Below are 22624 nucleotides of genomic sequence, written 5' to 3'. Positions count from 1 at the left end.
GCGATAGTTAAAGATCGCTGCGGCGATCTTTTTCTTGTTGAAATAACCAAGCAGTATAGTTGAAAAACAAAAGTACATAAATATTACAAACAAATAAGACGGGTGAAAGGAATTTAAATAACAGGAGTTCTTATAGGAGAATATGTCTTTTGTGTATAAATATAAGATGAAGGGAGGGATAAATTTTTGTATGAGGCAAAAGGTTTTCAAAGTACAGACTTCGCAGAACTTATTCGGATAGTTAATGATTTTCTTGGCGCATTAGAGGAAGGAAAGCTGATAGATGTTAAATACAATGCTGTTCCTCTTACTGTAAGCATGCACACTGAATATGGAGTGAATCCTGATACAAAATATACGGCAATGATTATCATAAAGAAATAGAGATTGTGATGAATTGCACTTAGAGTAACGGGCAGCGATTGCTGAACAAGTCAGTAGCTTTTTGTGTTTATTTGCCCAGGAAGGTTTTATATAGAATAATAATATTTAGGTTAGTAGAGGTTTCAGAATATACGCGGGAAAGTTAACCTTCCCTTTATTGGTAAACCGACACGATTCCTATTGTTTTTGTTTTTTTTTGATTTTTAAAGAAAAAGTAGTTGACACTGAAAATAAATCTATGATATTATTAAAAATTTGATAAAAAATAATATATATGTTAAGGTTAAGAAGGTTACAATATGTGGAGGTGTATTATTTGTTTCAAATTGGCGATAACATTGTTTATCCAATGCACGGAGCAGGTATAATTAAAGCCATAGAAGAAAAGGAAATCTCAGGGGAAAAACAACAGTATTATGTCATAAAAATGTTAATCGGTAATATGCAAGTCATGATTCCTACGGGTAAAATATTGAGTTCAAGTATACGCCCTGTTACTGACATAATTGCATTAAAGCAAATCTTAAACATTTTTCATCATGGAGAATCAGATAGATTACTGCCGTGGAAACAAAGGTATAAAGTGAACACGGACAAAATAAAAACGGGTAAAATACAAGAATGTACTGAAGTTGTACGGGATTTAATGCGTATGAAGAAAGAAAAAGCACTTAATACAAGCGAAAAAAAAATGTTAGATAACGCACATGAATTTTTGATTAGTGAACTGGGATTAATTAAAGGGATTACTGAAAATCAAATAAAAAGTTTCTGTTAAGGTTAATTTAAGATAATGTATTACATCTCCCAAAAATATCCTGAATTTTTTGGGAATATGTTTATTATTAAAAGTAAATCATTTCAAAGACATTCAACTTCTCCAACTCACCTTTAGAGCATTAACCTCTTTTGTTATTTCTACAATCTAATCCATTTTTATTATTTAAATTTCTTTTACGAACGTTTGAAGTTTCATCAAATAACTTGATAAAATAGTCAATTGATTTTTACAATCCTGATTCACACTGGCACGGACAAGGAGCCGTAAGGATGAAAGAGAGGTAGGGCTTTCATTGTTTTAGGTATAAAATATATTATTTAAGTCATTATTTCTAGAAGAAAAAACAATCATCTCACCTCTATCTTTAAGAATTTTTTACATCTACTGAGACAGTGAATAGTAATTGTTTATCTTCTTTACGTAAAAGAGAAAAACGAATTGGTAACACATATGGTCAACTACGAAAATGGTTTCCAAACGAGGAAACCATTTTTTATTTTATTTACATAACAATAGTAAAGATTACTGGTATGGTTTTAAATATAGGACGAGGGGACAGGTCCCTTGTCCCATGAGAGTACTTGTCCAATACTCTATCCCTAGCAACTTTTCTCTAACGAGTAAGTTGCCATCTAGAAGAACAAAGGAACCACCCACTCTCCACAAGAAGATACTATAAAAACATCCCGTATTAATAGATCCAAAAGTAGCTTTTTCTTGTTCCTGTTGAAGGAGATATTATTGATGACCCAGATTTTGATTCAAGATTTCATAATGGATATGAGAATGTAAAAGTTACCCTAAATTATGAGACAAATGAATGCTATGTATCTCTACATCCACTTGCAATTGAATTAGAAGACATTAGTATCAATAACTATATAGAAAAATTTGTAGCACATGAATGGCGTATTGTTTCAAAAGAAGAATTATTAACTTGCTAAATGAGAAAGATTTACCGCATACCACTGCATGTTATTGAAGTAACGTGACAGTTTAGTTTAAGTACAGTTCTTCACAAAGTAGAAAAAGCTAATCTTCCAAATCAGGAAAATCAGCTTTTTTTTACTCAAACGTGTGCGTCTGGCTTGAATAAGCACCTTAATTTTACTAAACTTATTGAATAACTCTATAACAGCCTTACCACGGCATAAATTTGCGCATTTGTGTCTTTAAGCTCACGAGAAAACGAACAAGTATCGTATTGTTTGGGATTCTCTCACAAGGCATATTCTGCCAAATTTGATGACAGAATACCTAAAGGGGATTGACGAAAAGATTAGATAGGACATCGATAATAATTCCTTTCCATTTTCCACCTATAGTGTGTAAAATCATGTATTTAAATGTGAATTTAAAATCGATGTACCCATTCATATTCCTGTTAGTTGCTCTTTTTTATTTAAGGGGCATTTCGACGAAGATTATTACTGGAAAGAACAATGTGGATGAATATTTGTGGAGTTGGAAAGAGAAAAGGGATATTTTTGCAATAATTCTTTTTAAGCTATTACAACTAATAAACGGTAACATATAAACACTAAATATACCCTAAAAAGGTAAAAAGGGGAATTGGAAAATGAAAACAAAAAGAAAAAGAGCTTCTCGAAATAAGCTTCGTATTTTTACGATTCTACTTTTAATGTTTGCCTTATTCATTGGAGTTTATTATGCAATCAAAGAAAATGGTAGCGAGCAGATGCCAGTTAAAGAAAGCACAATTAATACAAAACCTTCCGGTAAAAATAAAGTGGATTCAAAGAATAATCAGAATTCAAATCTTGAGAAATTAGTAGAAGAAACATTTACTCTGTCTAAGGTAGGTAGGGTTCCGAACATTTCCATTGTTTCTGGTAAAACAGAATGGAAGGAAGTTATTAATGAGTGGGGAAAATCAGACCATATTTCGGAAACTGCTAAAGGCAGGTATGAGGAATATGAAAGTCATCATGCTACAATCGGCTATGCCGATCAGACTGTAAATGATATACGATCTTATGATTCTGAACTGCAAAATATATCTTTAAATGTAATTGAGAAAACTGGTGGAGAACCCGATGACATTCGATACTATAAAGATTCAACACATGACCAAATGATACTTGTCTATCATGCAACGGCTTCTACTGATTTATTATGGGTTTTACCAGTAAAAACAGAGCAGGAGCCAAATCCTAAAGTTGACCATATCTCACTCTATACACAGCTTGAAAAGACACCAAATCAACAAGCACAAATTGAAAAAGAGCAGAATCAACAAAAAAATCAAACCATTTCAGAAGTAATTTCTAAAATGACCTTAGAAGATAAAATTGGCCAGATGGTCCTTGCTGGGATTTCCGGGACCACAATGGATACAAACGCAAAAAAATTAATAAGCCAATTCCATGTCGGAGGAATTATTTTTTACAAAAATAATTTCGAAACCCCTGCACAAACCGTTCAACTTGTGAATCAACTTAAAGCTGGAAATAGTTCGAGTCTACCGCTTTTTTTAGGCGTTGACCAAGAGGGGGGACGTGTGACAAGATTGCCAGGTGAACTTGTTAACTTTCCTCCAAGTAAACAGATTGGACAGGTAAATAATCCCGAGTTTTCTTATAAAGTCGGAACACTTTTAGGGCATGAATTAAAAGAATTTGGTTTAAATCTCAATTTTGCACCTGTTCTTGATATTAACAGCAATCCAAATAACCCAGTAATCGGGGATCGATCATTTGGGAACAATGCGGAAATAGTAAGTAAACTTGGGATTCAAACGATGAAAGGGATGCAGTCGCAAAACGTCATCCCTACAATTAAGCATTTTCCTGGTCACGGAGATACATCGGTTGATTCCCATCTGGAACTCCCAATTGTAAATAAAAGCTTTAAGGAACTTAAAGAACTAGAGTTAATTCCGTTTGAACGTGCGATTAATCAAGGAGCAGATGTTGTGATGGTCGCCCATATCTTATTGCCTCAATTAGATAAAACTAATCCAGCGTCCATGTCAAAAGCTGTCATGACGGATCTTCTTAGAAAACAAATTAGTTTCACGGGAGTAATCATAACGGACGATATGACAATGGGAGCCATTACAGAACATTTTGATATTGGTAAAGCAGCGGTAGAATCAGTAAAGGCAGGAAGCGATATTATTTTAGTAGGACATGACTATAATAATGTTGTAAAGATTACTTCCTCTTTAAAAACTGCTGTTCAAAATGGGGAAATTTCCGAACAAAGATTAAATGAAAGTACAGAAAGAATTATTCAACTAAAAAGGAAATATAGCATTCACGATACGAAAGTAGAAAATCCTAACATAAATGAAATAAATCACTCAATCAATAGTCTTCTGAATAATTATTTCCATTGATTATTCATATATTCCACTGGGAATTTTTCGTATACCATTTCGATCAATTGGTTATATTTTTTTATCAAAGATTTATTAAGTCTAATAACGTTATCAAATGAAAGTTAGAGAATAAAAATCCCCATTCAATTGAATGGGGATTTGCTTTTTACTGCTTATGATCAGTATGTTCCCAAACCACGTTTTGGGTACATTTTTTTCTTATGATTCTTACCCAATTAACTATATATGGTACCATTTGGGCAATGATATTAGGGACGATTGTTATAGGTTTAGGCCAAGCGTTTGTATTTACCACAATGTTTATTGCGGCTAGTTCAGGTGTTGAAATGAAACAACAAGGGATTGCATCTGCCATTATAAATACAGGGCAACAAATTGGCCCTGCCGTAGGGCTGGCTGTAATTATGGCAATAGTTTCAGCTGCCTTTACTACCAGTGGGTCATTGGAAGATATGGGGGATAACCTCTTGTCCAAAGCCGTTTGTATGGCATTGATTATTGAAGCTGTAATTGCCTTGAACTTGAAAATTAACACTGTTTCTAACGCTAAGTTGACGGAAAGAGAGAAAGTCATACTTTCAAGCACTGCAGATCAATATTTTGAATTTGATTTCAATGTAGATGATAAGTATAAAGATGTAGCCGTATGGGTTGAAAAATATGAATCAGGCAATTTAACTGGTGTGATAGACCGTATTTCTACTGGGATTAAAAATAAGGGGACGATTATTTTATCAACATCGAAAACGAATGAAGAAACTAATCAAGCTCTATTTACTATTAGCATTAGTAGTAATGGCGGTACAAGTACAGGATGGAGTCCAGTAACGGTTACAAAGGATGATATTGGCATTGATTGGGGAATTAATCCATTAGACAACATTCCAATTATGGATAAGATGGTTTTAGCTGGTATTTGTTATTCAAGGAGCAACGAAGGGACTAGCACTCTTTCTACTGATTTTTATAGTGATGTGGACAGTCATATGAACGAGCTAAAAAACTACGATGTTGTATATTTGCTTAGAAGTGAATTTAAGTAATTGCTAGGTTTTAATCAACAAATGAGCGCGTCTCTGTAGCAAGAAATAATGATTTTTTCATTCGACCTAGAGACTTTTCTTTTTCTTGCTGTACCAACAGGGACGTTTGTTTGTGGCTGTGAGGTTTCATTTACATTGCAATTAATGATGCAATGAAAATGGGGAATCCACGATGACGAAAACACTCTAATCAAAATTGATGCGCTCATATATAAAACGTGTCTTTTTGTATTTGGCAGATACTCAGATTTTTTCTAGGAACATGTCTGTCATCTTCAATTTTTATTAAGAATGGAAGGGCTGTCCTCGAAAGTCACTTTTGATGACTTTCGGGACAGCCTCTTTACAAATTATTGAGCTGAATTAGCGGACATACCGCCATCAATACGAACCATCGTTCCATCAATGAACGAAGATTTATCTGAAGCTAAAAATACCATCAAATCTGCAATTTCTTCTGGTGTAGCATAACGCCCCATCGGAACAGCTGCTTCAAATGCTTTTTTCGCTTCTTCAACATTCTCTTCGCCAACTGCGTTACTTTCAATTCGGCGCATCATATCTGTGTTTGTAGCACCTGGAGCAACCGCATTGACACGGACGCCATAAGGTGCCATCTCGATAGCTGCTGATTTTGTCAGTCCGAGAACAGCATGTTTCGATGCCGCATAAACGCTCATTCCTGGAGCACCGAGCCATCCGCCGTTCGATGCTGTATTGACAACAGATCCAGACTTTTGTTCTTGCATGACACCTAGAACATATTTCAATCCGTAAAAGGCGCCAAAGAAGTTAACATCCATAACAAAACGTAAGTTCTTTTCCTGTTGTTCTGTTATGGTGGCATTAGCACCGTTTACACCTGCATTGTTAATAAAAACATCGATACGACCATATTTTTCTACGGTTTTATCAACATAATTTTTTACTTGATCTTCTTTTGTAACATCAGCAGGGACCAATAAGATATCGCTAGATTCCACTTGTCCGGAAACCTTTTTCAGAGCATCTTCATTTAAATCAACAAGCGCGAGTTTTGCCCCTTCATTTGCAAATGCTTTTGCTGCTGCAGTGCCGATACCACCGGCAGCACCTGTAATTAAAACGACTTTATCTTTAAGTAACATAAAACCATCCCCTATATTTTTTAATAGAATCAATTATAATTTGTGATAAAAGTTTGAACCCTATACTTAAAAACTAAAACCATATTGTGAATTCGGCTTTAAGTTTCGTAAACATCATTTATGCTTTCATCTTATTTAAGAGAAACTGTCATTGAACTACCTACCACTTATTTTCTATCGAAAATTTGAAGTGGGGGATTACTAAGAACACCAACCTATCGTTTTGCCACTTTAATTTTAGCTTTATACCAGTTCGCACCACCTATCGTACGTCTGCTCATTATCTGTTTTACTTTGGCTGATTTTTTCTTCTAAGGTACGGAGGAATTTAAGATTTTTGTAAGGCAATGTTCCATTTTTATATTGTGAATCAATTTACTTAAACTAAAGGGAGGTTAGTGTAAGAGGTATGAACTATAGTGAAACCTAACCCCTTATTAAATCGTATAAAAAACTAACATATCAAAGTACCTAATAACGGTGGTGTAAAAGTGAATGAAATGTTACCTATCCAACGTGAAAATGGTTCTAGACTGTAGTGTGAAGGTTGAAGGCGTTATGTATGGCATTAAAATAAGCAAAAAAGGGAAAGGATTATTTAACAATATCTCAGCAAAGCCAAAAGCAGCAGTTTGTCCTAATTGAGGGTATGTTTCATTCTATATAGATGATTATAAAAAGTTTGTATAATTACTTTTCCAAATTCGACTCCTGTTCAGCAAATAGGTACTTTGCTTCAACAAGAAGACAAGGTATTTTTCTTATTCAAGTAACTGGGTGGGATAATTGAATATAGAAGATTGAAAGAAAAGTAATCACAAAAAAGGGAGGTATAAAAGGTGGACTTATTACTCTGGATAACTATTGGTTTCATAATAATCGGATTTGTTGTTCTCACTTCTATGAAAAAAGGAATGGAAAGTAAGCTCGCTTTTATAACAGTAAATATGGAAGACGAGGAAAGTTCAAAAAAAGCTAAATCCATAATTTGGTGGATAGTGAGTACCACAGCTTGGGGAATAGTGAGTATGATTCTTATTGTTTGGTGGTTTCATAATCACTTTGGATAACTGGTGGTTTCAAATGTACTTAAACAAACGGATGCTTTAACACAATAAGGAATAAAATTAAAGAGCCAAAAATATGCAAGTTTTTATGCACTACTTGCGTATTCTTGGCATTCTTCCATTTATAAAAGATACTACTAATAACAGCATTTTGTAACTGCAGTCATTGTGACTGCTGGTATCCAGGATTGGAATCATGCCCGCAAAAGATCTCTTTCAAGTTGCCATCTAATTTCTCAATATTGCAAAACTATGTGTTTTCTGTGCCTTTTAAAGGACAGAGGAGCATGATGAAAGTCGATTATTTCTGTCCAAAAACGTGTCCTGAAATGGTAATTTGTACAACTTAAATATCAACGCTTTTTTTAATAAAAATGCTGAAAAACTGGACATTCATTCCTACTTTTCTGAATCAAGTAAAAGATAACTCTTAAATTCTAGTTTCTTAGTTGTTTCAAGCTGGATAAATTCAGCATGTTCCAATTGAATCTTTTTCGAGAATAGGGGACCATCAAAAACATAGGTATGGTATTCACCTGATTCACCCATTGGGCAAATACTTGTCATTTGTACATCTTGTAAAAACGAATCATCCAGCAATCTGCCAAGCCACGTTTCGTCGAGGACATCTTCTCTTACACGAATAACAATGGCTTTAAAGCCAGATTGGACAAAGTTTTCGAGTAATGATTGAGCAGCTTCTTTTTTGCTCCAAAGAGGGTACAAGGCATCAACACCTGCAGCATTCGCTACGTTTTCGCCCCAATTTCGATGTTCATCTAAATAAAGATCTCCAAAAGCAATACCAGTAATCTTATATTGATTCTTCAAGATTTGAACAGCTTTTACAAATTCCACCGTGTAGGTTTCAAAGGTGCACTCTATAAAATGAATAGGTATGGATAGGGCCTTTCCTTGTAATCGAATCATATCTGTTCGCTCTCCATGACCAAATGTTCGCCCAAGTTCTTTTGGAACCGTTGTAACGAGGCAGGCGACTTCATAACCCTTTTGAATAAGAGTATCCAATGCCATACAACAATCCTTGCCGCCACTCCATGATAATGCTACTAGTTTCTTCATGATTCATCACCCTTACAGTATGTAATATTGATAGTTTATCATACAAATTCCAATCGTATTAACATCTTGGGTCAGACCCTTTTTAAGTTTTCTAATAAAAGTTTCAAATATGGAAGGATATTTATGAAATGAATGGGGCAAATGCAAAGAAATATTCATCAATACAGGCTATTTTTCATACTATATTTTTGGGGTGAGAAAATGCCAAGAGTAAATTACCGAAGTTCAGACGTTGATTTAATGGCAAGGATGATGAGAGCAGAAGCCGAAGGTGAAGGAAAACAAGGAATGTTATACGTTGGGAATGTAATCGTTAATCGTCTTAAGGCAGATTGTATAGACTTTAAAGGTTTAAGAAAAATTCACGATGTCATTTTTCAAATACAAGGAGGAAATTATTCTTTTGAAGCGGTTCAAAAAGGGAATGTATTTTATCAAAAAGCGCGAACGGCTGAAAAAAGATTAGCAAAAAAGAATTTGGATTACTGGAGGGAACACCCAGGGAAATATGCACTATGGTATTTTAATCCATACGCACCATGCCCCCCAACATGGTACGGTCAACCTCAATCTGGTCAATATAAAAATCATTGTTATTATGAACCAAAAGCGGGAACATGTGACAGTGTTTATAAGGGAAGTTAAGCTTACCCTTTGGGTAATGGTGGTGTCAGACCCCCGATGTGCTAACGCTTTAGCATGCTGGGGGTCTGACCCTTTTTTTAGGTTTTCTCCATTAGGGAAGAAATGGTAAGATAGAACCATGCAACGATTTTTGAACGGATTAATTTTTTAGAAAGAAGGTTTAAAATGAGTCAAACTAAGCTAAAAGAGGAATCTTTAAATCAAATCATAAAAAAAGCAAAAGACTTCTTTAAAAATGAAATAGTCCCAAGTCATAAAGCGAATACATTAAAACTGACAAAATTAAAGCAGTTTAATCTTAATCCTTTTTTGGACAAGTATAAAGCAAGTTTCCTAACAGGCAATGATGACCCTGAGAGCATTGCCAGAGCTTTAATCTATCCAAGGGTATTAGGAACATCGATCAATACCATTTTTGGAGATAAACTACAAAAATTTTGTAGTGAAGTTTTGGAAGGGTTTGCATCCACCACTTCGGGTATTGATATTGAATTTATCGATAAAGTAGATGGCAGGAAAAAATACTGTCAAATAAAGGCTGGGCCAAATACAATCAATAAGGATGATATTGAAACAATTAAGGGACATTTTCAAGGAGTGAAAAATCTTGCCAGGACGAACAAATTAAGTGTGAATCTTGATGATTTGGTTATAGGAGTTTTTTATGGAACTCCAGATGATGTAAGTAATCATTATAAAACCATTAATAAGGAATATCCTGTAATTGTTGGTCAAGAATTTTGGTATCGATTAACTGGAGAGATTGATTTCTATCAAAAACTTTCGGATGCTATCGGCGATGTAGCTTCAGAGGTTGATGGGTCTGAGATGATTGAGGGAGTTATTAAATCTCTTGCTAAAGAGATTGAAGAAAGGTTAAAGCCTCAGCTGTTAAAACCATAATACAAGTGCTCTACTCAAGGGTCAGACCCCCGACGGGCTAACGCTTTAGCGCACTTGGGGGTCTGACCCTTTTTATCGACACTTTGACCAAACTACTATATTTGTTTCTAGCATAAATTGACGTTGGTTTTTGTATTATACATTTTTTCAAATGGAAAAAATGTATGGATACTAATATTTACACCATTTTTTGTAGTAGTTGTAATGAACTAATTTGGGAGTTTAGTTGAAGAAGAATAATTGTAAATGATATTCTCAAAACTAATAATTAGAGTTTATTAAAAGCAAGGAGTTTACCAATTTGGTTGTTTTGAGAACAAGCAATTTTTACGATGATACAATGTGTAATGAAGGAGCTGACTTTTTAGAATTATCAGTGGTGGGAAAATCACTATTATGAGGGAATATGGGCCTATCTTATTCGGATTTTTTATGTGTCCAAAAATCAAAATTGAACCCATTAATGGGGATCCCAGGAAACAATTCATTTTTGCCAGTGCTTTAAACTATTCAGGACATCACGGTGGAGTATGATAAACTTACTTTTTCTGTAAGGGATTCTAACCTAACAGGGTTACAAGTGAAAAATGTAAAAATAAAGAAACATATTTCGCAAGAAGAAAGCAAAATACAATGCCGAACGTTCGATTAAATATAGATATAGTCTTTAAGAAAATGGTGTTTCTTTTAGTGAAGGGAACGCTTCTTTTTGTTTGGGTTATTTCGGCAAATCAAAGTGATAATAAGTTTGTGAAGGATTGTTTAGCATTTATACATACGTTTTTATAATGAAGACCCGAGAAGTCGGGCTTTTATTAACTTAGTTTTTTAAAAAATGAATACCTTGCACTTTTAGGTAATATGTTCAAAATTTCCACAAGTGGAGACCCTTTTTCTTTTATAAAGAAATTTAGCCGTTTAATGAAACGAAAAACCCGAATATTATGATTTATGATAATATGGAGGTAACATTTTCCACTCGAAGGAGGGTCGCTGTAACTCAGCTGGAAAATTTCCAATGGAGAACTAGTGAATAAGCGATCGCTGAATCCAAACAAAATATAAGTGAAGAAATGGTGGATATTTTAATATACCTTATCCAACTTGCTGATAAGCTAGAGATTAATCTTGAAGAGGAAGTCTTAAACAAGCTGGATAAAAACGCTATTAAATACCTAGTGACCAGAAGTGAGGAAAAAGTTAAATGATTATTTATAATGAGACCTCTTCAAACTTTTTAAACCATATATATGAAAATAAAATTGAGTACGTTCTCAAGAAAAACGTTCTTGCAAAAATGAACAAAGTTGTTTCGGGTAGTCATTACCTAGCTAAAAAGTGGTCTTAAAATTTAAGATTAAAAGGGGAGTCAGAAATGTCAGAAACTTTAATTAATAGACTTGCAGATTTGGATAGTTGCGCCGTTTCCGATGCACTTGATCAATTACATCTTAAAGGCGTTGCCATTGGATTACAGAATGTATCACATTCAAAACGTATAGTAGGCAAAGCCGTTACGGTTCAATTAGGATTGGCTGACGGTACACTTTCTAAACGGCATTTATGTACGGAAGCTGTTGATGCTTCGGGAGCAGGGGATGTGATCGTCATTGCCCATGAAAATCGGAAGAATATCGCTGGCTGGGGAGGCATTTTATCACAAGGTGCTGTAATGAATGGGATTGAAGGTGTCATCATTGATGGAGCATGTCGGGATGTGGATGAGAGCAGGGAATTAAAATTACCTATCTACGCAAAAGCAGCTATTCCTATTACAGCACGTGGAAGAATCGTGCAAAAATATTGGAATGAGCCGATTACCGTTTGCGGAATTCATGTAGAACCTGGTGATTATGTGATAGCTGATGCAAGCGGAGTCGTGTTTATTCCTAAATCGATAGCCGATCGGGTTATTCAATTAGCCGAAAATATTGTAAGAAAGGAAAAAATAATGGCAGAACTTGTTCAACAAGGTTATAAGATGGTGGAAGTAATGGGCGCATCCTATGAAGAAATATTGGTAAATACGGAGGGGGACAATGACTGATACTGAAATTTTACAGCAATTACGAGTGCTGAGTATGCATCGACGAAAATAGGATTTAATATGGTTAAAAAGGTGTAAATATACACAGAAATTATACTCTAAATATCAGTCTATTCTTCATTTAAAAAGGCTTGGTGTATCCAAGCCTTTTTGAAACACTCTCATTCTCCAGTCGTTATGTTATGGTTTTCACCAATCTTAACTGGCTTGGAGAACGATATACTTTGAGGTATTGTTAGGGATGCCAAACTGGCAAGAAGTGCAAGTATACCCGCGGCACTGAACGAAAATAAATGTGTTCCAAACACTTCGATACCCCACCCTCCAAGAAATGAACCTACTGCTGCTCCAATTTGATGCCCCACAAAATAGGCAAATCCATTTAAAATTCCAAGTAACCGTATTCCATATAAGTCACTTAAAATTGCTGTGGACATGGCTACTGAACCTGCCCAAGCCAATCCCCCGATAGCAGAAACAAGAAAGAGCTGCCAAGCAGACGAAGATAAAACAAGACCGAAAAAGCCAAGGCCGCGGACAAAAAACACTAAAAATAAAATGTTTTTGCGCGGAAATCGGTCAGCGAGTTGTCCTAAAAATAATGTGCCGAAGATGGCTACAATACCAATCATACCAACTCCAAAGGAAGCTGTCATTGGTGCAAAATGGTGATCCATCAACATCGGGACCCCGTGTGAGCCTAATAAATTCATCCCAAAACCACAGGCAAATAAGGCAAAAACAATTTTCCAATAGGTTTGTGTCTTTAAAGCATCCTTCAAAGTGAGATCTAACGGAGGAGAATGTTTTATTTTATCGCCTGAATCACCCGGATTATCAGCCTTTTCCGGCACATCTTCCCGCATAATAAAAATCGCTGAAGGAAAAACCAAACAGATGAGTATTCCCCCAAATAATAAGAGCGTATTCTGCCAGCCGACAAGACTATTCAGCCAGGTTTCGACGGGTGTTATAATTGCAATACCAGCCATTGACCCGGTCGTCAAATAAAATAGTGCCTTCCCTCTTTGGCGGACAAACCATTTGCTGATAATGGGAGATAAGGTGATGCTGCTTAAAAAGGAAAGCCCAATCGACAACAACCCACCAAAAGAAAGCAGAAAAGAAAGCATCCCTTTGGAATTAACGGTCCATACAATTGAAATACATACTATTGTCATCCCCAACAATAGCACAATACGGGTATTAAACGATTTTAAAAGAATGCCTGCTAGTGGCATCCCAACCCCATAAAGGATCATTCCGACAGAAATGATAATTGAAAGCTCCGTTCGAGACAATCTTAAATCATTCATAATGGGATTAACAAATGGTCCAATCCCCATCCGTATTCCTGTTGTAAGCAATACAATTGATGAGGCAGCGATAACAATATACCAGCCAAAATAGAGGTGTTTCTTTTCATTCATGTTTTGCACCAACTTCAATTTTCATTGGAAAAACTTGCCAAGTTAAACATTCATGGGAAAGGGATGTAGGCAGTTAGTTATTTTCTTTTAGAAATGAATCCTTCTAATCTTTGCTGTGGAATTTCTGTCGTGAAGGCTAGGGCAAATTGGTTCATGCTATCGTTAATGGCATAATCTAAACTCGAATTTTGCCAAGTTTCAAAGAGTTCTTTTTGCTGTTTAATAGTTTCATATGGCTTATTGATGAAGGTATCAGCATATTCCTTCACTTTCTCTTTTAATTTTGACTTCTCAACCACTGCGTTTAAAAATCCAAATTGATTTATTTTCTCTACATTGACCGGTTCTCCTGTCAAAAGCATTTCTTTTGCTAAGCTTAAACCAACATGCTGTTGTAAAAGAACAGAATCCAATACTGAAGGAATACCCAGGTTAATTTCGGGCATCGAAAAGACTGCATTTTTGGCGGCAACTTTTATATCAGCAGCCATACACATTTCCATGGCACCACCAATACAGTAGCCATTGATCCCCATTATAACGGGTTGTGGAATCTTACGAATAAGTTGGCAAACATTTTTTAAATCAGAAATTAAAAGATAGGCATCCTGAGGAGTTAATTGATTAAATTCATTGAAATCCATACCGGCTGAAAAGGCTTTATCCCCACTTCCGGTAAAGATGACGGCTCTAATATTTTTATTTGTAGAAATATAATTTAAATGTTTGCTAATAAATAATAAATCTTCCCTTGTCATTGAATTTAATTTTTCCGGCCGATTAAAAATAATCCATTCAACATCTCCAACTGTTTCAGTTAATATATTTTTCGCACCCATTTTACCACTCCTAGTTTTTACAGTTTTTATATAATATATAGTTTTTCAAATTTATAAGTCAAGCTTGCATATAGAAAATTATGAATATTCTATCTAGGTCGAATTTCCCATTTTAACTATGGTGATGTTTGTAAGATAGTATTCATTTAATGAATTATTGATAAGTACGAGTATCTTTTCAAGCATTTTAGTATACTAAAAAAATAATAATTCTGAAAATTACGAATTGACTATAAAATGAAAACGCTTTATACTATCTAATATAGATAATCGTTATCGAATTATGATTATGCTAATAACATTGAGGTGAAAAAAGAATGAAATTAATCCAGATTCCTGTTGTTAACCTCCCAAAAGAAACAGAGGAGTTAAGAAGAGAGGTAAGACAATTTCTTGCAGAGGAATTGAAAAAGGGAACGTACCAACCAAAAGTTGACAGCTGGCTTAGCGGATGTTCACCTGAGTTTTCCAGAAGTCTTGGGGAACGCGGTTGGATTGGGATGACCTGGCCAGTTGAATACGGCGGCGGAGGTCGTTCTTCAATTGAAAGATACGTTGTTATTGAAGAGTTATTGGCAGCTGGCGCTCCGGTTGCAGGGCATTGGGTAGCAGACCGCCAATCTGGCCCGCTTTTTCTTAAGTTCGGAACTGAAGAACAAAAACAATTCTTTTTGCCGAAAATTGTAAAAGGGGAATGCTATTTCTCGATTGGCTTAAGTGAACCGAATGCCGGTTCAGATCTGGCAGCCATTAAATCCCGAGCAGTTAAAGTTGAAAATGGCTGGATTCTAAATGGCAGTAAAATATGGACAAGTGGTGCCCATTTCGCCCATTACATGATTACACTTTGCCGGACATCCCCCGAGGATCCGAATCACCGCCATGCTGGCATGAGCCAATTAGTAGTCGATTTATCAGCGCCTGGAGTAACCATCCGCCCGATTCACTTAATGACAGGAGAACATCATTTTAACGAGGTCTTTTTTGATGATGTATTTATTCCAGATGATATGGTGATCGGCGAATTGGGGAATGGCTGGAAGCAAGGGATGGCTGAATTGGCCTATGAAAGAAGCGGCCCCGAACGATTCCTTAGTACATATCCACTTATTAACGAACTTACAAATGTGCTGGTAGAAAAAAGGGATTCAAACGGATTAAATGAAGTCAGCAAAATTGTTTCAAGGCTTTGGACCTTGCGCAATATGTCTTTGGGTATAGCACAAATGCTTGAAGAAGGGATACCTTCCAATATTTTAGCCTCATTGGTGAAGGATATGGGAACAAAATTAGAACAAGAGATTGCTGAAATTGCGAGATTAATTGTTCGTGTTGTTCCAACCATGAAATCCGACTCATTATTATCAAGGTTTATGGCACAATCCATTCTTCATTCACCTGGTTTTACCTTACGTGGCGGGACAACGGAAATACTTCGTGGAATCATTGCAAAGGGGGTCATTAATCAATGAGTGAAATGCAAGAATTAATTATCGAAACTGTCGAAAAAATAATGGAAAAATATTCAACAAAAGAAGTGATTAATGACGCAGAAATGGGAATATGGGCAAACGACCTTTGGCATCAGATAGTTGAAAATGGCATGTTGACGATAGCTATTCCAGAGGAACTTGGTGGAAATGGTGGCGATTTTTCAGATGCATTTAGCATATTGCGTTTAGCTGGCAAATATTCAGCACCTATTCCATTGGCAGAGACGTATATTGCTAATTGGCTCCTAGCTGATCTGGGTGAACCCATTTCAGATGAGATTCTGACCATTGCATCTCCAGATGAATCCGAGCCATTCATTTTTACCAAAGAAGGTCAAGGCTGGAGAGTTAATGGAAAGGGTTTAAATGTCCCTTGGGCTAGGTACTCCAATAAAATGCTCGTAATTGGTGATTCAAGCGAAGGGCCAATACTTTCAGTACTTCCGCTTGAACGGGCAATCATCAGCCACGGACAGAATATGGCGGGGGAAGCAAGGGATGAAGTTGTCTTTGAAGATGTGCTTCTAGAAAACTTAAAAATTATCAATATCAGTCCCGATGAAATAATCGAAAAAATAGAAAATATTGGTGCAATAACAAGAAGTGTCATGATGGCTGGAGCATTAGAAAACGTCTTAAATATTGTGGCACAGCATACATCTGAGCGCACTCAATTTGGCAGACCGCTTCACCGGTTTCAAGCGGTACAACATCAAATTGCACAGTTGGCTAGTGAATCTGCCGCTGCCTCAATGGCTGCTGATTGTGCCGTTCAATCTTTCGGGAACAGCACTGATCAAAAAGAAATTGCCTTGGCAAAAATCCGGATCAATGAAGCTGCAGGAAAAGGAGCGCCAATTGCCCATCAAGTGCTAGCCGCAATTGGATTTACCTATGAACATACTTTGCATCATAGTACAAGGAGACTTTGGTCTTGGCGAGAAGATTATGGAAATGAAACGGTGTGGGAAGCTAAACTTACAAATGAACTTCTAAAGTTGGAAAAGGACGAACTTTGGCCATTTATTACAGGTGTTAAATAGAGAAGGTGAGAATCATAGAAACTACTCAATCAGCTGCAAAAATTTTTCAAATAACTAGAGATAAAGAAAGTAAGATTGTCCCGGAGTTTTATTCAAAGGAAATCCTATCTTCCGCTGTCATGCCTATTCCCAAGCAAGGGTTAGCAGGCTCTGAACAAGAAGCCATTTCGTTAGCAAATCAAATCGGCTATCCAGTAGTTCTAAAAGTGCACTCCTTTAAAATTACTCATAAGAGTGACAGTAAAGGTGTACTGTTAAATCTAAAAACGGATGAAGAAGTCAGGAAAGGATATCAAGACATTCTTCAAAATGTTCAATTCTATCACCCCGGCACCAAGGATGTAATGGTTTGTGTTCAGGAAATGGTGGAATCCGGACTCGAGGTCATTGTTGGGATGAGAAGAGACCGTGTCTTTGGTCCAGCGATTTTATTTGGCCTTGGTGGCGTGTGGGTTGAAATCTTAAAGGATGTATCTCTAAGGGTTGCGCCCTTAATAGATTATGATCTCGAAGAAATGATTAATGAAATTAAGGGAAGCGCACTATTAGGGGAGTTTCGCGGTAAGCCGGAACGAGATATTACAAAGCTGAAAGAATTAATCAAGCAGCTGGAAAATCTGGCTTTTCAATACCCGGAAATAAGCGAGATTGATTTAAATCCTGTTTTTCTTTATGAAAAAGGGAAAGGTGCTCTAGTAGCTGATGCCAGAATCATTCTTGCCGACGAGAGTTTGACTGCAAACGGGGGTGAATGGAATGAATACCGATAGAATGATTGCCATTGAAAAACTGTTATACCCGAAATCTATTGCCTTAATTGGCGCATCCAATAATACGAATAAGAATGGTGGCAGGCTATTGTCTTACTTGACAAGGCATTGCTATCCATACGAAATCTATCCTGTGAACCCCAATGAGACCATGATTCAGGGGAGAAAATGCTATAGAACTATTGATGAACTTCCGGACGATATTGATCTGGCTTTAGTGATTGTTCCTAGTAAACTTATATTCTCTGTCATGGGAGATTGTTCCAAGAAAGGGATTAAAACTTTGGTCATCTATTCATCAGGTTTTGCAGAGACGGGAGAAGCAGGGGAAGTATTACAGGAACAGCTTGTTCAGCAGGCAAATGAATTAGGGATTCATATTTGTGGGCCAAATGGAATAGGGGTTGTCAATACAACACTTGATTTCTTCGGAAGTTTCAGCATGGCGATGGAAACACCGGACATTCCAAAAGTCGGAAGGATTGCTTTCGTAGCCCAGAGCGGTGCAATTGGCGGCAGTTTGCTTAGCAGAGTTTGGTCTGAAAATATGGCAACTAGTCATTTTATCAGTTCGGGAAATGAGGCTGATTTAGATTCCTCCGACTATATCTACTTTTTAGCAAATGATCCGAATACAGACGTGATTTGCCTCTATTTGGAAGCCATAAAGGATGGAAGGAAATTCATCCAAGCTTTGAAACATGCTAATGATCAAGAAAAGCCAGTCATTATTTATAAAAATGGTCGGACATCACAGGGACAAAAAACTGTGAAATCTCATACAGGAAGTTTGGCTGGTGATTTTCAAGTATATGAGGCTGTATTTAAGCAATATGGAGTTATCTCCGTCAATGAGATTGAACAAATATTTGATGTGGCAAGAGTATTTTTAACGTTAAAGAATATCAAAGGGAAAAATGTTGGTATCGTTTCTACCTCTGGGGGAGCCTGTACAATCTTGGCGGATTCTTGTATAAACAGTGGTTTTCAACTCCCGGCTTTCTCTCCGGAAACCGTAGTGGAAATGAAAAAGTTAATTCCTGAATTTGGGGTTGTACAGAATCCGTTTGATACGACAGCCCATATTGTGAATCAGCCGGAAAATTTTAAGAAGGTTATCGAACTCCTTATGGATGATCCGAACATCGATTCTATTATCATTATGCTGACCTCCGTGGGTGAACCCATTGCCACAATGATTGCAGAAGATATTGTTCAACTGACGAAAACGAACAAGAAAAGCATTCTCGTATCGTGGTTAATAGCTGAAGTACTGGCGAAAAACGGCTTTACTATTTTAAGGAAGAATGGGGTTCCTGTTTTTTCAAGCCCTGAGAAAGCGGTTACAACCCTATCTTATGTTACAAATTACTTCCTTAAGAAAAAGGACAGGGAAGTTTCAATGTCAATAGAAGGTAGCAATTGATAGAAATACTAAATCACATTATAGAAATAAATAATTGGTATTCAGAGGGGATCTCGCATGGTAGAAAAAGGTATGGATAAAAATTATTCTATGAAAACCATACACAGAACAATAAAGATTATAAAATCATTTTCTTTGGCTAAACCTTCATTATCTATGAAGGAATTAAATGAGATGACTGACATCTCCATCCCAAGTCTCCAACGAATATTGTCAACGCTTGTGTATGAAGGGTTTTTACAAAAGAATGAAAAAACAAAAAAATACCAGTTAGGTATGGAGCTGTACTTTCTTGGGAACTTAGTCCAAAAGAATTCCAATATTTTAAATGCTGCGATGGCGGTAATGGAGAGAATCAGAGAAGAAATTACTGAATCAGTATCGTTAAATACTCTCTTTCAAAATAAAAGTCAAAAATGTATTGCCTTCCTGAAAAGTTATCATGAATTGGTTACAGATGTTCATATTGGCATCGTTTCACCTTTGCATGCAGGAGCATCTGCCAAAGTCATTCTTGCACATCTGAGCGACGATGAGATAAGAAGGTATCTAGAATCGTACCCATTAGTTAAATTCAGTGATAGTACCATTACCGAAAGAGATCGGCTGGTGAATGAATTGCAAGAAATTCGCAACAACGGGTATGCCATCAGCTATGGTGAACGAGTAAAGGGGACATTTTCCGTAAGTGTACCGATATTTTCTTCGGTTAACCATGTGGAAGATTCCATGAGTATTACAATGCCTATTGCACGGTTTGAGGAATATGACCTTGATAATTTAATATCCATTTTAAAAGCTGGATCAAAAGAAGTATCCCAGAAATTACTTCAAAGGTCTGAGATTCTGGAATATTAAATGTCTAAAGTTTCTCTGTTAATTGAACGGGGGATAGGGATGAGTATCGAAATTGAGAAAATGTTAAAAAGGCATAGTGTCCGCGGTTTTTTGCCCACACAAGTTGATCGAAATCTACTGGAACGGACTGCTAAAACTGCATTGTTAGCGCCATCATGGAAAAACTCACAGCCTGTTAAACTTTTCGTTATTTCAGGCGATACGAAAGAATCCATCAGCCAAAAAATGATTGAAGATGCCGATAATGGAGTTCCAATTAACCCAGATTTAAAAATGCCAGACCAACATGATTGGCCGGACAACCTCCACATTCGAATGAAAAAACATACAATCGAAAGAATGAAATATGCTGGAATTCAAAGGCATGAAAAAGAAAAGCGTTTGGAGTTCCAAAGAAAAATGTATAAGTTCTTTAATGCCCCACATCTTTTTATCTTTGGATTAGATGCAGCTAGGCCATGGTCTATCTTAGATTTAGGTTTAGCCATCCAGAACATCATGATTGCCGCAAATATGTCAGGACTGGGCACATGCCCATTGGCATCTTCTGTTTATTACCCGGACCGTATTAGAGAAACGTTGGATTTGGATAAAAACATCAAATTAATTTCAGGAATAGCCGTAGGATACCCTGACCCCAATGATCCGATTAATCAATATTATGCAGAAAAATTACCAGCTGAAGAAGCAATTGCTTGGTATGGCGGGTGAAAAATGAAAACTATTACAAAAATAAATGTCGTAAATCGTGATCTGGACGACTTAGGTCATGTCAATAATAGCGTTTACCTTAATTATTTGGAAACCGCACGAGAGCATTGGTACAAAGAAGCTGCCGGCTTGTCGTTTAAAGATATGATGGAAATGAATCTGGGTACAGTGGTAATCAAGCTTGAAATCCTGTTTAAAAAAGAAGCCGTTTTAGGCGACCGTCTAGAGGTAACAACATCGCCAATAAAGATTGGTAATACAAGTTTTGAATTCCATCAGCTTATCATAAATCAGCATGGGGAAGTCGTAGCAGATGCGTCGGTGCTAAACGTTATGATCGATTTGACTTTAAGGAAAAGTGTACCGGTTATCAGTCATATTGCTCGCAACTTAAATCATTAGGGGGTGAAATAGTGGAAGGAAATACTGATAATGGCGCGTTAGCTGGGATTCGGGTACTTGACTTAACCAGATTATTGCCTGGCCCTTATTCCACCCTAATGCTTGGAGATTTAGGAGCGGAGATTATTAAGGTAGAAGAAAAAGGCCGTGGTGATTATACCCGTGAAATGCTAAGGGGCATCTACTATTCAGTTAATCGAAACAAAAAAAGTATTTCATTAGATATGAAGAAACATGAAGGACGCCAAATTATTTGGGATTTGGCGAAGGTTTGCGATGTAGTCATTGAAGGTTTCCGCCCAGGAGTTGTCGAACGGCTGGGAGTTGATTATGAGACTATCAAAAAAGTAAATCCTGAAATCATTTATTGTTCCATTTCTGGTTATGGTCAAGATGGACCATACAGGTTGGAACCTGGACATGATTTAAACTATCTTGCTGTTGCTGGCACGATGAGCATCCCGGGCCAGCTTGGGCAGCCCCCGAATCGTAGTGGTTTGCCAGTCGCAGATTTATCTTCCGCCATGTTTGCCACAGTTAGTATATTAGCAGCGTTAATGGCAAGAACCAGAACAAAAAAGGGGCAGTACATTGATGTTTCCATGACGGACGGAGTCTTTTCCTGGGCAAGCACAAGGCTTGGGGATTATATGATTGATCAAGAAATGACTCCGGCGGAAGAAATGGAACATATTTCAGCCACAAACGACCTGTTTGAAACGAAGGATGGAAAAAGGATTGCCCTCGGTGTTTTGGAAGATCCATTTTGGATTGGATTATGCAAAAGCATTGGCCGGGAAGAACTGCTATATGACAAGAGATATAAAACGAATGAACTTCGCAAAGAAAATAAGCATTCATTGCATAAGCTTCTGATGGATGTTTTTATACAAAAAGATCAAGCAGTATGGATGGAAGAATTGCTGGCCAATAAAGTGCCTGCAAGTAAGGTGAATAATGCGGAAGAAGCATTTCACGACCCGCAGCTGCAGGCTCGAGGTATGGTTGAACGCTTATTTGTTCCGGCACTACATAAAGAAATTTACCAAGTTCCGTTTCCTGTTAAATTTTCAGAGACACCGGCTGAAATTAAGTTTGCTCCACCTGAATTGGGAGAACATACCGAAGAAATTTTGAAATCGGTTCTTGGCTATCCAGAGAATAAGATTGCCCAATTAAAGTCGATGGATTTATTCTAAATGGAATTT

General features: G+C 36.7%; 21 protein-coding genes. 17 read left to right on the top strand and 4 right to left on the bottom strand.

What is annotated here, in order from left to right:
- Nucleotides 1-186 precede the first annotated feature (186 nt).
- The 4 genes from BABA_RS13665 to BABA_RS13645 all read left to right on the top strand — a co-directional run bounded on the left by BABA_RS13665 (nt 187) and on the right by BABA_RS13645 (nt 5572).
- The gene (locus BABA_RS13665; RefSeq protein ID WP_007085785.1) at nt 187-384 is read left to right on the top strand and encodes a sporulation protein Cse60; all 198 of its coding nucleotides are present in this window, start codon (nt 187-189) and stop codon (nt 382-384) included.
- A 301-nt stretch (nt 385-685) separates the two neighbouring features.
- Nucleotides 686-1162, top strand: a complete 477-nt coding sequence (locus BABA_RS13660) for a CarD family transcriptional regulator (RefSeq protein ID WP_007085784.1) — start codon at nt 686-688, stop codon at nt 1160-1162.
- Nucleotides 1163-2744: 1582 nt separating this feature from the next.
- The gene (nagZ, locus tag BABA_RS13650; protein WP_007085782.1) at nt 2745-4526 is read left to right on the top strand and encodes a beta-N-acetylhexosaminidase; all 1782 of its coding nucleotides are present in this window, start codon (nt 2745-2747) and stop codon (nt 4524-4526) included.
- Nucleotides 4527-4729: 203 nt separating this feature from the next.
- On the top strand, nt 4730-5572 hold the full coding sequence (locus BABA_RS13645) for an MFS transporter (RefSeq protein WP_007085781.1): 843 nt from the start codon (nt 4730-4732) through the stop codon (nt 5570-5572).
- Between the two features lie 350 nt (nt 5573-5922).
- Here BABA_RS13645 and BABA_RS13640 read toward each other — a convergent pair whose 3' ends face one another.
- On the bottom strand, nt 5923-6699 hold the full coding sequence (locus BABA_RS13640) for an SDR family NAD(P)-dependent oxidoreductase (RefSeq protein ID WP_007085780.1): 777 nt from the start codon (nt 6697-6699) through the stop codon (nt 5923-5925).
- Between the two features lie 839 nt (nt 6700-7538).
- Here BABA_RS13640 and BABA_RS13635 point away from each other — a divergent pair.
- The gene (locus BABA_RS13635) at nt 7539-7769 is read left to right on the top strand and encodes a hypothetical protein (RefSeq protein ID WP_007085779.1); all 231 of its coding nucleotides are present in this window, start codon (nt 7539-7541) and stop codon (nt 7767-7769) included.
- A gap of 396 nt (nt 7770-8165) precedes the next feature.
- On the opposite strand, the gene BABA_RS13630 is transcribed toward BABA_RS13635, so the two are convergent.
- Nucleotides 8166-8849, bottom strand: coding sequence for a Dph6-related ATP pyrophosphatase (locus BABA_RS13630; RefSeq protein ID WP_007085778.1), 684 nt, complete (start codon nt 8847-8849; stop codon nt 8166-8168).
- 201 nt (nt 8850-9050) lie between these two features.
- Between BABA_RS13630 and BABA_RS13625 the strand changes: the two genes are divergently transcribed.
- The 4 genes from BABA_RS13625 to BABA_RS13610 all read left to right on the top strand — a co-directional run bounded on the left by BABA_RS13625 (nt 9051) and on the right by BABA_RS13610 (nt 12444).
- On the top strand, nt 9051-9494 hold the full coding sequence (locus tag BABA_RS13625; RefSeq protein WP_040346373.1) for a cell wall hydrolase: 444 nt from the start codon (nt 9051-9053) through the stop codon (nt 9492-9494).
- A gap of 165 nt (nt 9495-9659) precedes the next feature.
- Nucleotides 9660-10397, top strand: coding sequence for a PmeII family type II restriction endonuclease (locus BABA_RS13620; protein ID WP_007085776.1), 738 nt, complete (start codon nt 9660-9662; stop codon nt 10395-10397).
- A 1040-nt stretch (nt 10398-11437) separates the two neighbouring features.
- On the top strand, nt 11438-11605 hold the full coding sequence (locus tag BABA_RS28115) for a MazG-like family protein (protein ID WP_268870158.1): 168 nt from the start codon (nt 11438-11440) through the stop codon (nt 11603-11605).
- A 167-nt stretch (nt 11606-11772) separates the two neighbouring features.
- Nucleotides 11773-12444 carry an RraA family protein gene (locus BABA_RS13610; RefSeq protein ID WP_007085774.1) on the top strand — a complete coding sequence of 224 codons (672 nt, stop codon included), beginning with the start codon at nt 11773-11775 and terminating at the stop codon, nt 12442-12444.
- Nucleotides 12445-12605: 161 nt separating this feature from the next.
- On the opposite strand, the gene BABA_RS13605 is transcribed toward BABA_RS13610, so the two are convergent.
- Both BABA_RS13605 and BABA_RS13600 read right to left on the bottom strand, forming a co-directional pair.
- Nucleotides 12606-13874: an MFS transporter gene (locus tag BABA_RS13605; RefSeq protein WP_007085773.1), complete on the bottom strand. Its 1269-nt coding sequence runs from the start codon at nt 13872-13874 to the stop codon at nt 12606-12608.
- Between the two features lie 77 nt (nt 13875-13951).
- Complete coding sequence (locus BABA_RS13600) at nt 13952-14713, bottom strand: enoyl-CoA hydratase/isomerase family protein (protein ID WP_007085772.1); 762 nt, start codon at nt 14711-14713, stop codon at nt 13952-13954.
- 317 nt (nt 14714-15030) lie between these two features.
- On the opposite strand from BABA_RS13600, the gene BABA_RS13595 reads away from it, so the two are divergent.
- From BABA_RS13595 to BABA_RS13560, 8 genes are read left to right on the top strand one after another with little or no spacing between them, the layout of a single operon-like run.
- Nucleotides 15031-16185 (top strand): acyl-CoA dehydrogenase family protein, encoded by a 1155-nt coding sequence (locus BABA_RS13595; RefSeq protein WP_007085771.1) that lies wholly within the window; start codon nt 15031-15033, stop codon nt 16183-16185.
- Complete coding sequence (locus BABA_RS13590) at nt 16182-17249, top strand: acyl-CoA dehydrogenase family protein (RefSeq protein ID WP_007085770.1); 1068 nt, start codon at nt 16182-16184, stop codon at nt 17247-17249. The genes BABA_RS13595 and BABA_RS13590 overlap by 4 nt, the downstream gene beginning before the upstream one ends.
- 5 nt (nt 17250-17254) lie before the next feature.
- Nucleotides 17255-18019, top strand: coding sequence for an acetate--CoA ligase family protein (locus BABA_RS13585; protein WP_007085769.1), 765 nt, complete (start codon nt 17255-17257; stop codon nt 18017-18019).
- A complete protein-coding gene (locus tag BABA_RS13580; protein WP_007085768.1) occupies nt 18006-19445 on the top strand; it encodes an acetate--CoA ligase family protein in 1440 nt (479 codons plus the stop codon). Before BABA_RS13585 ends, BABA_RS13580 begins: the two co-directional genes overlap by 14 nt.
- 57 nt (nt 19446-19502) lie before the next feature.
- A complete protein-coding gene (locus BABA_RS13575; RefSeq protein WP_007085767.1) occupies nt 19503-20303 on the top strand; it encodes an IclR family transcriptional regulator in 801 nt (266 codons plus the stop codon).
- A gap of 39 nt (nt 20304-20342) precedes the next feature.
- Entirely contained in the window at nt 20343-21014 is a 672-nt protein-coding gene (locus tag BABA_RS13570; RefSeq protein ID WP_007085766.1) for a nitroreductase, read from the top strand.
- Between the two features lie 3 nt (nt 21015-21017).
- Complete coding sequence (locus BABA_RS13565) at nt 21018-21416, top strand: acyl-CoA thioesterase (RefSeq protein ID WP_007085765.1); 399 nt, start codon at nt 21018-21020, stop codon at nt 21414-21416.
- Nucleotides 21417-21427: 11 nt separating this feature from the next.
- Complete coding sequence (locus BABA_RS13560; RefSeq protein WP_007085764.1) at nt 21428-22615, top strand: CaiB/BaiF CoA transferase family protein; 1188 nt, start codon at nt 21428-21430, stop codon at nt 22613-22615.
- Nucleotides 22616-22624 lie beyond the last annotated feature (9 nt).

The organism is Neobacillus bataviensis LMG 21833, from assembly GCF_000307875.1.
Lineage (GTDB): Bacteria > Bacillota > Bacilli > Bacillales > Cytobacillaceae > Neobacillus > Neobacillus bataviensis.
Note: the sequence above shows the minus strand (reverse complement) of the source record. Positions and strands in the feature narration are given on the sequence as shown.

What these genes read in the sequence shown, in the direction of transcription:
- BABA_RS13595 (WP_007085771.1), top strand. Translation starts at nt 15,031, where the DNA reads ATGAAATTAATCCAGATTCCTGTTGTTAACCTCCCAAAAGAAACAGAG.
- BABA_RS13610 (WP_007085774.1), top strand. Translation starts at nt 11,773, where the DNA reads ATGTCAGAAACTTTAATTAATAGACTTGCAGATTTGGATAGTTGCGCC.
- BABA_RS13625 (WP_040346373.1), top strand. Translation starts at nt 9,051, where the DNA reads ATGCCAAGAGTAAATTACCGAAGTTCAGACGTTGATTTAATGGCAAGG.
- BABA_RS13630 (WP_007085778.1), bottom strand. Translation starts at nt 8,849, where the DNA reads ATGAAGAAACTAGTAGCATTATCATGGAGTGGCGGCAAGGATTGTTGT.
- BABA_RS13590 (WP_007085770.1), top strand. Translation starts at nt 16,182, where the DNA reads ATGAGTGAAATGCAAGAATTAATTATCGAAACTGTCGAAAAAATAATG.
- BABA_RS13605 (WP_007085773.1), bottom strand. Translation starts at nt 13,874, where the DNA reads ATGAATGAAAAGAAACACCTCTATTTTGGCTGGTATATTGTTATCGCT.
- BABA_RS13645 (WP_007085781.1), top strand. Translation starts at nt 4,730, where the DNA reads ATGATTCTTACCCAATTAACTATATATGGTACCATTTGGGCAATGATA.
- BABA_RS13570 (WP_007085766.1), top strand. Translation starts at nt 20,343, where the DNA reads ATGAGTATCGAAATTGAGAAAATGTTAAAAAGGCATAGTGTCCGCGGT.
- nagZ (WP_007085782.1), top strand. Translation starts at nt 2,745, where the DNA reads ATGAAAACAAAAAGAAAAAGAGCTTCTCGAAATAAGCTTCGTATTTTT.
- BABA_RS13640 (WP_007085780.1), bottom strand. Translation starts at nt 6,699, where the DNA reads ATGTTACTTAAAGATAAAGTCGTTTTAATTACAGGTGCTGCCGGTGGT.
- BABA_RS13565 (WP_007085765.1), top strand. Translation starts at nt 21,018, where the DNA reads ATGAAAACTATTACAAAAATAAATGTCGTAAATCGTGATCTGGACGAC.
- BABA_RS13580 (WP_007085768.1), top strand. Translation starts at nt 18,006, where the DNA reads ATGAATACCGATAGAATGATTGCCATTGAAAAACTGTTATACCCGAAA.
- BABA_RS13600 (WP_007085772.1), bottom strand. Translation starts at nt 14,713, where the DNA reads ATGGGTGCGAAAAATATATTAACTGAAACAGTTGGAGATGTTGAATGG.
- BABA_RS13620 (WP_007085776.1), top strand. Translation starts at nt 9,660, where the DNA reads ATGAGTCAAACTAAGCTAAAAGAGGAATCTTTAAATCAAATCATAAAA.
- BABA_RS13575 (WP_007085767.1), top strand. Translation starts at nt 19,503, where the DNA reads ATGGTAGAAAAAGGTATGGATAAAAATTATTCTATGAAAACCATACAC.